The organism is Herbiconiux liangxiaofengii, assembly GCF_041927335.1.
In the GTDB taxonomy this organism is placed as follows: Bacteria; Actinomycetota; Actinomycetes; order Actinomycetales; family Microbacteriaceae; genus Herbiconiux; species Herbiconiux liangxiaofengii.
The window spans coordinates 104,543-120,115 of sequence record NZ_JBHFHD010000014.1; the positions used below are offsets into that span (position 1 = coordinate 104,543).

General features: G+C 69.6%; 16 protein-coding genes. 6 read left to right on the plus strand and 10 right to left on the minus strand.

All coding sequences use genetic code 11. The features are described from left to right. The 3 genes from pldH to ACEXOR_RS14975 form a co-directional block, all read right to left on the minus strand. A complete protein-coding gene (pldH, locus tag ACEXOR_RS14965; RefSeq protein WP_374850507.1) occupies positions 1 to 735 on the minus strand; it encodes a pyridoxal 4-dehydrogenase, SDR-type in 735 nt (244 codons plus the stop codon). Between the two features lie 108 nt (positions 736 to 843). Beyond that, the gene (gene pldA, locus ACEXOR_RS14970; RefSeq protein ID WP_374850508.1) at positions 844 to 1,602 is read right to left on the minus strand and encodes a 4-pyridoxolactonase; all 759 of its coding nucleotides are present in this window, start codon (positions 1,600 to 1,602) and stop codon (positions 844 to 846) included. 112 nt (positions 1,603 to 1,714) lie between these two features. Further along, on the minus strand, positions 1,715 to 2,113 hold the full coding sequence (locus tag ACEXOR_RS14975; RefSeq protein ID WP_374850509.1) for a hypothetical protein: 399 nt from the start codon (positions 2,111 to 2,113) through the stop codon (positions 1,715 to 1,717). A gap of 182 nt (positions 2,114 to 2,295) precedes the next feature. Here ACEXOR_RS14975 and ACEXOR_RS14980 point away from each other — a divergent pair, with 182 nt between their 5' ends. From ACEXOR_RS14980 to ACEXOR_RS15000, 5 genes are all read left to right on the plus strand, one after another. Continuing rightward, complete coding sequence (locus ACEXOR_RS14980; RefSeq protein WP_374850510.1) at positions 2,296 to 3,396, plus strand: putative B6 ABC transporter substrate-binding protein; 1,101 nt, start codon at positions 2,296 to 2,298, stop codon at positions 3,394 to 3,396. An 88-nt stretch (positions 3,397 to 3,484) separates the two neighbouring features. Beyond that, a complete protein-coding gene (locus ACEXOR_RS14985; RefSeq protein ID WP_374850511.1) occupies positions 3,485 to 5,101 on the plus strand; it encodes a putative B6 ABC transporter ATP-binding protein in 1,617 nt (538 codons plus the stop codon). Beyond that, positions 5,098 to 6,270, plus strand: coding sequence for a putative B6 ABC transporter permease subunit 2 (locus ACEXOR_RS14990; RefSeq protein ID WP_374850512.1), 1,173 nt, complete (start codon positions 5,098 to 5,100; stop codon positions 6,268 to 6,270). The genes ACEXOR_RS14985 and ACEXOR_RS14990 overlap by 4 nt, the downstream gene beginning before the upstream one ends. After that, positions 6,267 to 7,202 (plus strand): ABC transporter permease, encoded by a 936-nt coding sequence (locus ACEXOR_RS14995; protein ID WP_374850513.1) that lies wholly within the window; start codon positions 6,267 to 6,269, stop codon positions 7,200 to 7,202. Before ACEXOR_RS14990 ends, ACEXOR_RS14995 begins: the two co-directional genes overlap by 4 nt. Before the next feature lie 46 nt (positions 7,203 to 7,248). Beyond that, complete coding sequence (locus ACEXOR_RS15000) at positions 7,249 to 8,106, plus strand: IclR family transcriptional regulator (protein WP_374850514.1); 858 nt, start codon at positions 7,249 to 7,251, stop codon at positions 8,104 to 8,106. Between the two features lie 28 nt (positions 8,107 to 8,134). On the opposite strand, the gene ACEXOR_RS15005 is transcribed toward ACEXOR_RS15000, so the two are convergent. From ACEXOR_RS15005 to ACEXOR_RS15035, 7 genes are all read right to left on the minus strand, one after another. Next, positions 8,135 to 9,142, minus strand: coding sequence for a LacI family DNA-binding transcriptional regulator (locus ACEXOR_RS15005; RefSeq protein WP_374850515.1), 1,008 nt, complete (start codon positions 9,140 to 9,142; stop codon positions 8,135 to 8,137). Then, complete coding sequence (locus ACEXOR_RS15010; protein WP_374850516.1) at positions 9,139 to 9,957, minus strand: creatininase family protein; 819 nt, start codon at positions 9,955 to 9,957, stop codon at positions 9,139 to 9,141. The genes ACEXOR_RS15005 and ACEXOR_RS15010 overlap by 4 nt, the downstream gene beginning before the upstream one ends. Further along, entirely contained in the window at positions 9,954 to 10,550 is a 597-nt protein-coding gene (folE, locus tag ACEXOR_RS15015; protein ID WP_374850518.1) for a GTP cyclohydrolase I, read from the minus strand. The genes ACEXOR_RS15010 and folE overlap by 4 nt, the downstream gene beginning before the upstream one ends. 38 nt (positions 10,551 to 10,588) lie before the next feature. Next, the gene (locus ACEXOR_RS15020) at positions 10,589 to 11,425 is read right to left on the minus strand and encodes an ABC transporter ATP-binding protein (RefSeq protein WP_374850519.1); all 837 of its coding nucleotides are present in this window, start codon (positions 11,423 to 11,425) and stop codon (positions 10,589 to 10,591) included. Beyond that, positions 11,422 to 12,252 (minus strand): ABC transporter permease, encoded by an 831-nt coding sequence (locus ACEXOR_RS15025; protein WP_374850521.1) that lies wholly within the window; start codon positions 12,250 to 12,252, stop codon positions 11,422 to 11,424. Before ACEXOR_RS15025 ends, ACEXOR_RS15020 begins: the two co-directional genes overlap by 4 nt. Next, positions 12,249 to 13,055 (minus strand): ABC transporter permease, encoded by an 807-nt coding sequence (locus ACEXOR_RS15030; RefSeq protein WP_374850522.1) that lies wholly within the window; start codon positions 13,053 to 13,055, stop codon positions 12,249 to 12,251. The genes ACEXOR_RS15025 and ACEXOR_RS15030 overlap by 4 nt, the downstream gene beginning before the upstream one ends. A gap of 106 nt (positions 13,056 to 13,161) precedes the next feature. Beyond that, on the minus strand, positions 13,162 to 14,283 hold the full coding sequence (locus tag ACEXOR_RS15035) for an ABC transporter substrate-binding protein (protein ID WP_374850523.1): 1,122 nt from the start codon (positions 14,281 to 14,283) through the stop codon (positions 13,162 to 13,164). 274 nt (positions 14,284 to 14,557) lie between these two features. On the opposite strand from ACEXOR_RS15035, the gene ACEXOR_RS15040 reads away from it, so the two are divergent. Continuing rightward, on the plus strand, positions 14,558 to 15,562 hold the full coding sequence (locus ACEXOR_RS15040) for an intradiol ring-cleavage dioxygenase (protein WP_374850524.1): 1,005 nt from the start codon (positions 14,558 to 14,560) through the stop codon (positions 15,560 to 15,562). Positions 15,563 to 15,573: the final 11 nt, after the last annotated feature.

Genomic DNA, 15,573 nt, shown 5'->3' on the forward strand with positions numbered 1-15,573 from the left:
TCAGTTGCGGGTGTGGCCGGCGTCGACCACGAGCGTCTGGCCGGTGATCCACTCGGCCTTCTCCGAGGCGAGGAACGCGACCGCCGGGGCGACGTCGCGGGGGAGACCGCGCCGGTCGATCGCCTGCATCGGCACCACGTACTCGAAGCCCGCCTGGTGCGGCCCGCTCATCACGCCCTCGCTGGCGATGATGCCCGGTGCCACGGCGTTGATCGTGATGCCGAGCTTGCCGAGCTCGCCGGCGAGCCCGCGCACCAGGCCGATCGAGGCGCCCTTGGTGGCCACGTAGTGGGCGCAGTCGGGGGTGCCCGCGATGAAGGTGTTCGAGGAGATGTTGACGATGCGGCCGTAGCCCGCTCTGCCCATGATCTCGGTGACGGCGTGGGTGACGAGGTAGATGCCGTCGAGGTTCACACTCATCACGCGACGCCACTCCGCGAACGTGATGTCGGCCCACGGGGTGAGCGGCACGAGCGCGGCGTTGTTCACGAGCACGTCGATGCGGCCGAACTCCTGCACGATCTCGTCGATCACGGTGGCGACCCGCTCGGGGTCGCTCACGTCGAGCAGCTTGGCGACGCCGGAGTTGCGGGCCGCGACCTCCTCGGCCCCGGCGAGGTTCACGTCGGCGACGACCACCTTCATGCCATCGGCGGCGAGCTCATCGGCGATGGCCGCTCCGATTCCCTGGGCGGCTCCGGTGATGAGGGCTACGCGTTGCGTGGTCTCGGGCATGGGTGATTCCTCGTCTTCGTACGGGTCGGGTGGGGCGGGCGCACGGCACCGTGCCTCGGCACGGGGTGCGCCTGCATATATAAGGAGTGCGACAGGTGACGAACTGCGTCACTCGCCGCCGTAGAACGCGGGCGCGAGCTTCCAGGTCTCGAACGGTTCGAGCTCGTGCGAGGGGTAGATGTCGGCGTTCTTGGTGCGCGCGAGGTAGTTCAGGCGACGGATGGCCTCGACCGACTTCGTCGGATCGAGGTGGAACCCGGCGATCCACTCCTTCTCGAGCGTGGTGCGCGTGTAGGCGGCGTCGCCGCAGAACAGCATGCTGCGCTCGTTCTCCAGCTCGACGAGCAGCGAGTAGTGACCGATGGTGTGCCCCGGGGTCTCGAACAGCCACACGCCAGGAACGATCTCGTAGTCGCCCGAGATGGGCTTGTAGGTCACCTCGGCGTGGTCGAACGACAGGTCGGAGTAGCCGAGCCGCTCGAACGGCTCCGGCACCTTCGCGTGCCGGAGCTCCTCCTTGTGCACGAGGGTGGTGGCCTTCGTGAGGTGCTTGTTGCCGCCGACGTGGTCGAAGTGGAAGTGCGAGTTCACCACGATGTCGACGTCGTCGGGGCTGAAGCCGCACGCCGCGAGCTGGGCGGGGATGGTCTGCTCCGGCGTCTGCAGCGGCAGCTCGAACGGGAGCACCTTGTTCACGTGGTCGAGGTCGAAACCGGTGTCGTAGAGGATCAGCGCATCCGGATGCTCGATCAGCACGCTGTACACCGGGAACCGCACCGGGTTGCCGGCGTTGATGTGCCAGTGCACATCCGATTCGTCGATCACGAGCGTTCCGCCGTCGAGCAGGTACACCTTCGGGTCCGGCATGTCGCCCACCTTCGCGTTTATCATCCGTCGTTAATTGATGATCACGTTATGAGAAGGCTTTCGACGGTGTCAAGGGATGCCGCGGGAGTTTACGATCCCGAAACACCACCGCTCAGCCGGCGGCGACGGCGGGGTAGTCCTCGAACACCGGGGTGCCCGTGTACGGCGCCCAGCGGTAGCAGTGGTCGAGCATGGGCTCGGCGGCGAAATCGCCCACGCACGTCGCGTCCTGGTAGCGGTCGCCGCTCTCGTCGACGTAATGGGTGCGGCAGAGCACGCGCCAGGTGGTGTCGTTCACCGTCTCGTCGGCGATGAGGTGATCGGAGGGCAACCAGCACTCCGTGCGGGTGATCGCGGCCGGATCGACGTTCGAAGTGGGCCCCGCCACCTTCGCGAGAGTCGCCAGGGCTGCGGCATCCTCGTCGGACACCGGTGCGGCTCCCGGCCCGGCGCAGGACGACAGTGACAGGATGAGCAGGGCCCCCAGGGCGATGCGGGTGGAACGGTTCATGAGCACGACCTCCTGCGGTCATCGTCGACGGAGCGTGTTTCAGACGTGTAACAACTCAATTTCAAGCTTGGCACGAGCAAATTCTTCTCATATCGTATCGCTACCCCTGCACAATGTAAGAGAATTCCGCCATCGCACCACTCAAGCCCGGGGGCCCATCACCCTGAGAGGAAGTTTCGGCAATGAACAGAATGACCAGCGGTGGCCACCACCGCACCGTGACCCGACTGGCAGTACTCACCGTCTCCGGCGCACTCGCCCTCAGTCTCGCAGCCTGCTCCTCGGGCCGCGGCGACGACGCGGGCAGCAGCACCGAGAGCGCCTCGGCCGGCACGGAGGTGACCCAGTTCGCCCTGGTCGCTCCCGAGAACGAGTCCGACTTCGGCTACAACCAGGCCGGCATCGACGCCGCCAACGAAGCCGCGAAGGAGCTCGGCATCGAGGTCACCGTGGTTCCGGATGCCGGCTACGACAACATCGAGACGGTTCTCGACCAGGTGGCCGACGGGGGAGCGCAGTTCATCGTCGCCCACGCCTCGGGCTACGGGGTGGGTGCCGCGAGCGTCGCGGCCGCCAAGAAGATCCCCATCCTGATCCAGGATGCCGGGGCCGACCAGAACGTGCCCGGCCAGATCGCGTCGGCCAAGCCCGAGGGCCAGGAGGGCGGCTACCTCGCCGGAATCGCCGCCGCCATGTCGACCACCTCGAAGAAGGTCGGCATCGTGGTCTCGGCCGACAACGCGAACTGGTTCGCCATGTCGTCGGGCTTCGCCGAGGGCGTCTACAGCGTCGACCCGACCATCCAGGTGCTCTACACCTCGGTCGGCCCGGCGGCCTACGCCGACGCCGCCGGTGGCAAGACGGCCACCGAGCAGATCATCGCCTCGGGTGCCGACGTGGTGTTCGGCATGGGCGACGGAGCCACCCGTGGCTACCTGCAGGCCATCGATGCCGCCTCGAACGTGAAGTACATCGCCGACATCGGCGACGTCACGCCGGGCCTCAGCGACCCGAGCAAGCTCCTCACCTCGGTGCGCTGGAACTACGAGCCCGCCTACGTGCAGGCCATCAAGGACGTCGAGGCCGGCACCTTCGGCACCGTCACCTACCCGGTCGACGTCGAGAACGGCGGCATGTACCTGCAGGAGACCGACGCCATGACGCCGGAGATCACCGCCGCGGTCGAGACGGCCAAGGCCGCTATCATCGACGGCTCGGTGGTTCCCACCATCGCGACGTCGGCGGAAGAGGTCGCGGCCATCATCGCCGCCAAGGGCGCCTGACCCGCGCCGATCGGGCCGGTGCCGGAGCGTGCAGTCTCCGGCACCGGCCCCCCATCGCTCACCACCCGACTCCAGCCAAGGAGCAAGTGTGACCACAACGGCCACGAGTGACGTCATCTCGCTGAGAGGCATCACGAAGGCGTTCCCCGGCGTCATCGCCAACGACCACGTCTCACTCGACATCGTGAGCGGCCAGGTGCACTGCCTGCTCGGCGAGAACGGGGCAGGCAAGTCGACGCTCATCAGCATCCTCGCCGGTATGCAGCAGCCCGACTCGGGCACCGTCTCCATCGGCGGCACCGAGGTGGCGATCACCTCGCCCAAGGTGGCCGTGGACTACGGCATCGGCGTGGTGCACCAGCACTCCACGCTGGTGCCCGCGTTCACCGTGCTCGAGAACCTGATGCTCGGCGATGCGGGCGTGCTGCAGGACAAGAAGCGAGCGGCCGAACGGCTCGACGAGCTCGCCGAGCTGCTGGGCGTGCAGATCGACCCGCACGCGCTCACCAGCGACCTCGGTCTCGGCCAGCAGCAGCAGGTGGAGATCGCGAAGGCGATGTGGAAGGGCAGCCGGCTGCTCGTGCTCGACGAGCCCACCTCGATGCTCACACCCCAGGCCATCGAGCACCTCGGCGAGAGCATCTCCCGGGTGAAGGGCCAGGGCCTCGCCGTGGTGCTCATCACCCACAAGCTCCGCGAGGCGTACGCCATGGGCGACTGCGTCACCATCCTCCGCGGCGGCAAGAACGTGGGCCACATCGGCGTGGACGAACTCGCCTCCTACAGTGAGCAGCAGGCGCAGGACGCCATCCTCGCGGCGATGTTCGGAGACGACCTCGCCGCCGTCGGTGACGAGGCCACCGAGCTCGCCGGAGCGACCGAGGCCAGCCGGGAGACCACCGCCATCGACTTCGCCGACCGGGCCGTCCGGCTCGAGCTGCGCGACGTCTCCAGCCGCGGCACCGGTCGCGACGTGGAGGCCGAGAACGTGTCGCTCACCGTGCACGAGGGCGAGATCCTCGGCATCGCCGGCATCGACGGTCACGGCCAGCAGGCGCTCGCCGAGCTCGTCGCCGGCCAGCGGTCGGCGTCATCCGGAACCGTGGTGTTCGACGGTGACGACATCACCCGGTCGGGCGTGCGCAGCCGGCAGCGGCTCGGCGTGCGCTATGTGACGGATGACCGGTTGCACGAGGGCACCATCGGCTCGATGTCGGTGGCACTGAACCTCGTGATCAAGCGCATCGGCGAGCGGCCGTTCTGGAAGGCGGGCCGCATCCAGCCCAAGGCCGTCGACGTCGAGGCCGACCGCCTCATCGCGGAGTACGGCATCCGCACGCCCTCGCCGGCCACCCGGGCGGGAACCCTCTCGGGCGGCAACATCCAGAAGATCCTGCTCGCCCGTGAACTCACGAACGGCGCACGCCTCGTGGTGGTGAACAAGCCCACCTACGGGCTCGACCTGAAGACGGTGCACCTGGTGCGTGAGCTGCTGATCGAGTTCGCCGCGAACGGCGGCTCCGTGCTGCTGCTCTCGACCGACCTCGACGAGCTGATCGAGCTCTCGCACCGCATCGAGGTGATCTCCCGCGGCCGCCTGGTGGGCGGCGTGGTGAACGACGGAGCCGGGACGGCGGAGAAGGTGGGCCAGTACATGACCGGCGCGATCGAGGGCACCGAGACGAACAAGGGCACCGACGCATGAGCACCACACGCGATCTGAACGACACCGGCACGGCCCAGCGGTTCGCGCAGGGCTTCGTGCGCTCGGTGGCGCCTGTGCTGCTGGCCCTGGTGGTGTCCGGGCTCATCATGCTCGCCATGGGCAGCAACCCGCTCGACTTCTTCGCGGGGGTCTGGAAGTACGGCATCACCGGCAGCAACTGGCAGCGCAGCCTGTCGTTGATGGCACCGCTCGTGATCGTGGCCGTCGGCCTGATCGTGGCGTTCCGCGGCCAGCTGTGGAACCTCGGCTACAACGGGCAGTACCTGCTCGGCGCGGTCGTGGCCTCGGGCCTCGGGCCCATCCTGTTCGACGTGATGCCGTCGTTCCTCGCCACGATCATCATCTTCGTGGTGGCGGTGCTCGCGGGAGCCGTGTGGTCGCTCGTGCCCGCCATCCTGAAGGCGCGCTACGGCACGAACGAGATCATCACCTCGCTGGTGATGTCGTTCATCGCCGTGGGCGTGGTGAACCTGCTCATCAAGGGCGTCTTCAAAGACCCGGCCAGCACCACGCCGCAGACGGCCGTCATCCCCGACAGCGACCTGCTGCCCTACATCCCGGGCACCGAGATCCACATCGGCTTCGTGATCGCCATCGTGCTCGCGGTGGTGGCGCAGTACGTGCTCAGCCGCACCTCGTTCGGCCTGCGGGTCGACATCTTCGGGGCGAGCCCCAAGGCGGCGCGTCACGTGGGGCTCAACTCCACCTGGATGGTCATCCTGCTGTTCGCCATCTCCAGCGGGCTGATCGCGTTCGCCGGCTCGATCGACATCCTCGGTCAGTTCTCCTACCAGCGCGCCGACTGGGATCCGCGGTACGGCGACGCCGTGATGCCGCTGGTGTTCCTCGCGCGGTTCCGGCCGGTGGCCGCCATCCCGTTCGTGGCGTTCTACGCGGTGCTCGCCACGGGCGGCACCCTCGCCGCCCAGCAGGCGGGGCTGAACGTCGACTTCCTGCTCGTGATCGTGGGCCTCATCCTGCTGTTCATGACCATCACCGAGTACATCGGCGACCGCCGGCGGCTCGGTCAGAGCTATCTCCCCGCCGGCCTCAGACGCACCGTGCTGCAGCCCTTCCGCACCGCCGGGCGTCCGGCCACCGACCGCGCCGCGTCCAGCGAGACCGCCTCCGAGAGGACTTCGGCATGAGCGACATGCTGTCCGCCACCTTCATCACGGTGTTCATCGCGACCGTCATCGCGCAGGCGATGCCGATCATGCTCGCGTCGGTGGGTGAGACCATCGGCGAGCAGTCGGGGGTGCTCAACCTCGGCAACGAGGGCGTGATGCTCGTGGGCGCCTACACCGGCTTCGTGGTCACCCTCACCACCGGCGACTTCTGGATCGGGATGCTCGGCGGCGCGATCGGCGGCATCGTCGCGAACCTCGCGATGCTGGTGCTGAACGTGTGGCTGGGGCTGAACCAGATCGTGATCGGCCTGGCCGTGACGCTCATCGGCGAGGGCATCACGAGCGTGCTGTACCTGCAGAACTACACCAAGTCGCCCGCCAGCCTCGGCTCGCAGCCGAAGCTGCCGATCCCCGGGCTCTCCGACATCCCGGTGGTGGGGCCGGCCCTGTTCCAGCAGTCGGGCATCTTCTGGGTCTGCATCCTGCTCATCCTGGTACTGGCTTTCTCGCTGGCGCGCACCAACTGGGGGCTGTCGACCCGGTCGGCGGGCCAGAAGCCGTCGTCGTTGGATGCCGCGGGCGGCAGCGTGGTGAAGACCCGCTCGATCGCCGTCATCCTGAGCGGGGCGCTGGTGGGGCTCGGCGGCGCGTACCTGGCGCTGCTGACCACGGCGACGTTCAGCCCGATGCTCACCAACGGGCTGGGGTTCATCGCCATCGTCATCGCCATGCTCTCGCGCGGGCGCATCCTCGTGGTGATGATCACCTCGCTCGTGTACGGGCTGGCCGTGGCCATCGGCCCGGCGCTGCAGGTGGTGGGGTTCACGGTGCCGGCCGACATCATCAAGATGCTGCCGTTCATCATCGTCATCCTGATGCTGATCGTGTTCGCCCGCAGCTCGGTGGTGCCGCCGGCTCTCGGCACGCCCTACACCCGCGGAGCCCGGTGACGACGCATGTAGTGGAACGCAGAAGTATGATCGAGCGGAGCCGACTATGAATGCCAACCATCACGACGCCGAGCTGGTCTCGAGCCCTCATGCCGACAGCGATCTCGCAGCCGACGCCGATCTCGCAGCCGGCACCGTCACGGCCCCTCAGGAGCCCCAGCGCACCAAGGGCGTCGACAGCGCCCGGCGGGCCCTGCAGATCCTGCTCGAGTTCAGCGAGAACACCCCCGAGCTCACCGTCGACAACGTGCTCGAGAAGCACGACATCTCGGTGCCGAGTGCCTACCGGTACATCTCGCTGCTACGGGAGCTCGACCTGATCGAGGAGCGGGAGAAGGGCCGGTTCGTGCTCTCCCCGCAGATCCTGCGCCTGTCGCGCGCGGCGGAGACCACCATCGACTTCCGGGCGCAGGTGCAGCCCATCCTGAACCGCATGGCGGAGGAGACGGGGGAGACCGCGCTCTACCTCCGGCGGGTGAACGACTCGGCGGTGTGCCTCGCGATCGCGGAGTCGGACCACCCGATCTCCATCTCGTTCCAGCCCGGCAACCTGATGCCGCTCTACGGCGGGGCGGCGGCCAAGCTGCTGCTCAGCGAGCTCACTCCGGCCAAGCTCACCCAGTACTTCAACCGCCTGGGTCCGGCCCTGTCCAAGCCCGAGAAGAAGAAGCTCGAGCTCGACCTCGAGCCCCTGCGCGCCACCGGCTACGCCGAGAGCGCGGGCGAGGTCGACCGCGGGGTGTGGGCCTCGGCGGCCAGTGTGCACACGAACGGCATCTCGGTGGGGGCGCTCACCGTGGTGGCGCCCGATTACCGGCTCACCGACGAGCACAAGGCGCAGATCGCCGAGGCGGTGCGCGCGGGCGCCGCGGCCTTCCGCGCGGTGATCGCCGACCGCAGCTGACTCCCGTCGACCGTCGACGGATGCGCGGTCACAGCGCCCTGGTCGACTCTCCTTCGACGAGGTGCACCGGCAGCACGGCGCGGCCGCCGTCGCCTCCCGCGATCATCACGCTGAGGTAGTCCATGGCGCGCTCGGCGATGGCCGCCCAGTCCTGTCGGATGGTGGTGATGGTCGGCGAGATCTTGCGGGTCCAGCCGATGCCGTCGTAGCCGCAGAGCAGCAGCTCGCCGGGCACCGAGCGCCCGGACTGCTGCGCCTCGAACAGGCCGCCCACGGCGTGCATGTCGCTCACGGCGAAGACGGCGTCGACGCGGGGGTCGAGCTCGAGCAGCTCGTACATGGCCGACTGGCCGCCGTCCATGCCGTAGACGTCGCCCACGACGTGCACGGCCGAGTCGGGCACGCCGCGATCGCGGAGGCCGGCGAGGAACCCCTCGCGGCGCTCCTGGGTCGACGGCAAGTAGCCGTTGCCGCCGAGCATGCCGAACCGGGTTCCGCCGCGGTCGACGAGGTGGTGGGCGGCCTCCCGTCCGCCGCCGAAGCTGTCGGTGCGCACGGAGGCGCCGATGAGGGCCGAGTCGGCCGGTTCGTCGCAGGTGACTATCGGCACCGGGCTCGCGGTGAGCCGGTGCACCCCGGAGCGCGGCGGCCGGCTCGGTGAGAGCACCACGCCGTCGGTGGTCTCGATCAGGCGTTCCAGCGCCTCGAGCTCCTTGGCGGGCTCGTAGTCCGAGCTCGCGAGCACGAGCGACCAGTCGCGCTGCTGGCCCTCCCGCTCGAAGGCGTGTGCCAGCTCGGCGTAGGCGGGGTTCCGCACATCCGGCAGCACGATGCCCACCGTCACGTGCTCGGTGCGACGCGCACGGGCGCTGCCACCGCGTGGGTAGCCGATCTGCTTCGCGGCCTCCAGCACGCGCTCGCGCAGCTCGGCGCTCACTCCCCGCTTGCCCGAGAGTGCGTTGCTCGCGGTGGCGAGGCTCACCCCGGCCGCCCGGGCGACGTCCTGCAGGGTGGGCGTGCGGGTCGATTCCGTCATGCGGGCATCGTCCCCGTGGTCGCGGCGCCGGTGGGCGGGTACTCGAAACCGGCGAGCTCGGTGATCGCCTCGGCGAGCGCCGTCGTCTGCACGTCGAGCGCCGCGCGACCCCACTCGGCGTTCGCGCCGGTGGGGTCGCCGATCACCCCGGATGCGGACAGGTCGTCGGTGAACCACGGCAACGAGACGCCGCCGAACAGCGACACGTGCCGTCGCCGATCCAGTTCGGGGGCGACCGCGAACCCGTCGGCCACGGCCTCGGACAGCCTGACGGCCCCGGGCTCGAGGGCCAGCATCACGCTGGTCTCGTAGAAACCGGCGTGCACGTCGAGCTCGGGATGCGGCATCCGCTCGGTCAGCGACCCGGGGAGCGGGAGTTCGGGGGCGTGCACCAGGTAGGCGCGCACGCCGCTGTCGACGCGGATGTCGCGGCAGACCACCCGCAGCAGATCGGGGTTGCCACCGTGCGCGTTCACGAACACCAGCGTATCGATGCCGCTGGCCTTCACGGCCCGGCCGAGGTCGAGACACACCATCAGCAGTGTGCTCGCCGAGAGCGACACGGTTCCCGGCCGGCCCACGTGCTCCGGCGAGAGCCCGAGCGAGAGCACGGGCATCAGCCACGCGGGAACCGATGCCGGCAGCTTCGCCACGGCCTCCCGGGCGACGGCCTCGGCCACGATCGCGTCGGTGGTCACCGGCAGATGGGGCCCGTGCTGCTCGACGGCGCCGATCGGCTGCACGGCCACGCCGCCGGCCGCAGCGACGGCGGCCACCTGGGCTGAGGTGACGTCGCTCGGCGGGGCCACGGTCACAGCCCGATCAGGATGCGGGCCTCGGCTCGTTCGGCGCCCTGGTCGTAGACGCCCCGCGACGCCAGGGAGTGCGCCTCGGCGCCGACGGTGCGCTCGCCGCGGGCCCACATGCAGGCGTGCTCGGCCGTCAGGTGCACCAGCACGCCCTTGGCGCCGAGGGTCTCGGCCACCGTCTCGGCGATCTCGTCTGCCAGTCGCTCCTGCATCTGCGGGCGGGCGGCGAGCACGCGGATCATGGCGTCGAAGTCGCCGATGCCGGCGAGCATCCGGTCGGGCAGGTAGGCCACCGAGATCACGCCCTTGAACGGCAGCAGGTGGTGCTCGCAGATCGAGGAGTACGGCACGTCGCGCACGGAGACCGGGCCGGGGTACACGCCCTCGATGGGTTCGCCGCCTCCCAGCGCCTTGCCCGGGTCGCCACCCAGGCCGGAGTAGAGGTCGAGCCCGGCGTGCGCCACTCGCCGAGGGGTGTCGAGCAGGGTGGGGTGGTCGACGTCGAGCCCGATGGCCGCCATGTAGTCGCGCACGGCGCGTTCGGCGGCGTCGAGGTCGGGAGCGGAGGCGGCGGAGGCCGGGGCGGTGACGAGAGTCATGGGAGTGCCTGCTTTCTGGTGGGACGGGTACGACGGGTTCAGTGGAACAGCAGCCGGGTGGCCCGGTCGACGTAGGAGTGGAACTCGGGCGAGGAGATCATGTCGATGGTGCGCGGCCGGGGCAGGTCGACGTGGATGACCTCGCGGATGGTGCCGGGGCGTGGACTCATCACGGCCACGTAGTCGGAGAGGAAGACCGCCTCCTGGATGCCGTGGGTGACCATCACGGTGGTGGCCTGCTGCTCCATCCAGAGCCGCTGCAGCTCAAGGTTGAGCCGTTGCCGGGTCACGTCGTCGAGGGCGCCGAACGGCTCGTCGAGGAACAGCACGCTCGGCCGCAGGGCGAGCGCCCGGGCGATCGACACCCGCTGGCGCATGCCGCCCGAGAGCTGCCAGGGCTTCGCGTCGGCGAACGCCTCCAGCCCCACCAGGTGCAGCAGCTCGCTCACCCAGGCCTTGTCGTAGGGCACGCCGGCCACCTCGAACGGGAAGCGCACGTTCTTCTCCACGCTCCGCCACGGCAGCAGCGCGTGATCCTGGAAGGCGATGCCGAGGCTCTTGTCCTTCCGGATCTGCGCGGGCCGCTTGCCGTGCACGGTCGCCTCTCCGCTCGTCGGGGTGTCGAGCCCGGCCAGGATGCGCAGGATCGTCGACTTGCCGCAGCCGCTCGGGCCGAGCAGCGACAGGAACGAGCCCTTGGGTGTCGCGAGGTCGACATCGGAGACCGCCACCACCGGCCCGGAGCGGGTGCGGAAGTCACGGGTGAGCGACGTGAGCTGCACGCCGGCGTCGGTAGCCGCACCGGCGCCGGGCTCGGTGCCGGTGTCCGTCGCCCGGTGCGTGCCGGTCTCGGTTCGAGCGTGATTGCTGGTCATCGGGAGCCTCCTCGGCGGGCCAGGGTGGATTCGGGGGGATACCGGCCGGCGAGCACCAGCCGTTCGAGCAGCACCACGAGCCCGTAGGCCGCGAGGGCGAGGGCGATCGTGATCACCACGAGGGTCCAGAGCAGCCCGTAGTCGGAGTACGACCGGCTGGTGAGCAGGTTCGCCCCGAGCCCCTCGAACGAGAACAGGAACTCGTACAGCGTGGCCGCCGAGATCACCGCCGGGGCCGCGATCTTCAGGCCCGCGAAGAGGTACGGTAGCGCCGCCGGCAGCTGCACGGCGAACAGCAGCTGCCGCCGTCCGCCGCCGTAGGCGTGCACGAGGTCGACGGTCTCGGAGCTCGCGGCCGAGAGTCCGGTGCTGAGATTCATCAGCAGCGGGAAGAACGTCACCACGCCCGCGATCACCGCGGCGGTGACCACGCCCGAGCCGAACACGGCGTAGATCACGGGGGCCATGGCGATCAGCGGAACCGTCTGCAGCACGAGGGCGAACGGCAGGAACATGGCGCGCAGGGTGCGCGACACCGACATCAGCACGCTGCCGACCAGCCCCAGCGAGACGCCGAACACCAGGCCGATGCCCGCGTGGTACACCGTCACGCCGATCATCGGCAGCAGGGCCGCCCGGCGCTCGGCGGCCGAGTCGGGCGAGAACGCGCCGTCGGTGAAGAGGTAGTTCCACACGTCCACCGGCGACTTCGTGAGGTACGGGCTCACGCTGGTGACCGTGATGGCGAGCTGCCATCCGGCCAGCAGCACGAGCAGGGTGACGAGCGTCGTCACGACGCCGGGGAGGGATGCGCGCAGCCGGGTCATCGGGCTCCTCCCGTCGAGTGGGTGGTCCAGGGGGCCAGCCACCGCGCGACCACGGCGATCACGCCGTAGCCGAGGGCCGACACCACGCTGGCCAGGATGGCGATCGCCCACATGCCCACGTAGTCGCCCGCGTACTGCTGCGAGATGAGCAGCCGGCCCGCTCCGGAGTCGACGCCGACGGCGAAGAACTCGCCGGTCATCGCGCCGAGGAAGGCGGCGGGCGCCCCGATCTTGAGCGCCGAGAGCAGGGCGGGGATGGCGGCGATGAGCCGCACCTTGCGGATGGCGGTGATCGTGCCGCCGCCGTAGGCGTGCACGAGGTCGAGCTGCCCGGGGGAGGTTGCGCGCAGGCCCAGCAGCACCCCGATGATCATCGGGAACTCCACGGCCAGCAGGGCCAGCACCACGCTCACGGCACGGCTTCCGGTGGGGGAGAGCAGCACCACGATCGGGCTTATCGCGGCCACCGGGATGCAGGCCGCGACCACGCCGAGCTGGTTGGCGAACGACTCCAGGCGCGGGGCCAGCAGCACCAGCACGCCGAGCACGAGTGCCACGCCGATGGCGAGCAGGTAGCCGGTGAGCGCGGCGCCCGCCGTGGCGGCGATGCCGTTCCAGTAGGCCGGGTCGACGAGATCCGCGCCCACCCGGGCGAACGCGGCGAGCGGCGGCGGAACGGCGCCGTAGCTGCCGTTCGGCCGGGTGAAGACGAAGGTGGCCACGAGGTGCCACGCCACGACGACGGCGAGCACGCCGCCGATGCCGAGCAGGGTCGGGGTGAGGGCTTTGCTGCGGGTTCTCACGGGGCCTCCTCCGCGGTGTGGTTCCGGCGTTCGGGTCGGGGCGGGTCGGGTCGGGTGGGTTCGGCGGCGGATGCGGGGGCCGCGCTCTGCGCAGCCCCCGATCGCGTCACTCGGGAACGGTGAAGCCCGGCACCAGGTCGGGGTTCTCCTCGTAGACCTCTTTCAGCAGCGAGAGGTCGAACAGCGAGTCGGTGCTGGTGTCGATGCCGGCGGCGCCGAGCGAGTCGACCGCCTGCTGAGCCAGGTCGGGCGAGATGGTGAAGATGCCGTTCTTGACCGTGTCGTCGGTGAGCATGAACGAGGGCAGAACCGTCGCCGAGCTCAGCTGCAGAGCCGGGTCGAGGTCGTTCTCACTGCCGCCGTACTCCATGGCGATGTCGGCGATGCCCTGCGGGCCGTCGGTCAGGCCGCTGTTCCAGCCCTCGATCACCGACTTCATCAAGGCCTTGAGCGCATCCCGGTTGTTCTCCAGGGTGTCCTTGGAGACCACGACGGCGTCGCCCATCTGCGCGTAGCCGGCATCGGAGAAGGAGAGCGTCACCGCGTCGCCGCCCGCGGCCTCGACGGCCAGCGGGTAGTTCGTCAGGAAGCCGATCAGGGCATCCACGTCGCCGTTCATGAGCGGGTCGATGCCGGCGGGCACGGAGGTGAACGTCACGGTGTCGGCCGGCAGGTCGTTGGCCTTCAGCACCGCCTCGACGGCGAGCTTTCCGCCCGCGTCGACACCGATGTTCTTGCCGGCGAGGTCGGCGACGGAGCGGATCGGCTTGCCCGCGAGCGAGACGAAGCCCACCGGGCTCTTCACGAACTGCGCGCCGATGATGGCGAGGGGTGCGCCGTCGTCGATGGCGCCGGTGATGCCCGTGAGGTCGGAGGCCAGGCCGATCATGGCCTGCCCCGCGAGAACGGTGTCCCACGAGTTCGTGGTGCCGCCGCCGGCGATCACGTCGACCGAGTCGAAGCCGTTGTCGGTGTAGTCGCCGTTCTTGTCGGCGTAGAAGTATCCGGCGAACTCGTAGTTCTTGATCCAGCTCAGGGCGATGCCGGTGTCACCGAAGCCCCCGGCGCCGGAGGCGTCCGTCTCGGTGGTGGCGGCGGGAGCGCTCGTGGAACAGGCGGCCAGGGTGGCGGCCAGAGCGAGACCCACGGTCGCGGCGAGGATGCGTCGCGAACGGAGTCGGGGAGCGGACGTGGTGCGGGAGGTGGTGCGGGTGCGGGTGGTGCTCATGTCGCGCGCCTCAGGGTGTGCGGCGCGCTCGGTCGGGTTCGTCATAGAGACCTCCATCTCGATCGCAGGACCACGCTCAACGTAAACCTTTTACGTTTCGTGAAACTACGCGAACTGTTTCACGCGCGTATCTTTTCGCGACGGCGGGGGTTCTCGTCGGTCGGGCCACGCATCCGGAGTCATAGCAGGGTCATAGGTCGCTCATCGGATCTGCTTGGCGGCCTCACCGAGAGTGGAACGCATCACCCCATCCGCCCAACCCAGCGAGGCAGCCATGAGCAGAATCCCCGAACCCACGTCCACCCCCGACGGCCCGGCCTACGAGGGCCGGTTGCTCGACCGCGTCGACGAGGAGGTGGTCGACCAGGGAGTCGCCTTCGACATCCGCACCCTGATCAGCCGCCGGGCCGTGCTCGGCGTGGCCGGATTCGGCCTCGGGGCCGTGGCGCTCGCCGCGTGCACGACCGCGGCCGGCAGTTCGTCCGGTGGCACGGCGAGCAGCACCGCATCCGGATCGACGGGAACGGCGACCACGAGCGGGCTCCCCGCCGCCGAGATCCCCGACGAGACGGCCGGTCCGTACCCGGGCGACGGCTCGAACGGCGCCGACGTGCTGGAGACCTCGGGCGTCGTGCGCAGCGACATCCGCTCCAGCATCGGCGGCGGTGCCACGGCGAGCGGCGTGCCGATCGCGCTCTCCCTCACGGTGCTCGACATGGCGAACGGCGACGCCCCGTTCGCCGACGTGGCCGTGTACGTGTGGCACTGCGATGCGTCGGGGAACTACTCGATGTACTCCAGCGGCATCGAGAACGAGACCTACCTGCGCGGTGTGCAGGTGGCCGACAGCACCGGATCGGTGTCGTACACGTCGATCTTCCCGGCCTGCTACTCGGGCCGCTGGCCGCACATCCACTTCGAGGTGTACCCGACGGTGAACGACATCACCGACTCGGCGAACGCCATCGCCACCTCGCAGGTGGCCCTGCCCCAGGATGTCTGCGAGACGGTCTACGCGCTCTCGGGCTACGAGGGTTCCAGCAGCAACCTCGCGCAGGTGACGCTCGACTCCGACAACGTGTTCGGCGACGACGGCGGTGCGCTGCAGCTCGCCACGGTGACGGGGGATGCGACGTCGGGCTACAAGGTGTCGCTCACGGTGCGCGTCGACACGAGCACCACGCCCACGGCCGGATCGGCGCCCTCGGGCGGCGGCGCGGGCGGCGGCGGAGGGACTCCTCCGTCGGGTGCTCCCGGCGGAACCCCGCCGACCAGCTGACCCGCATCCAC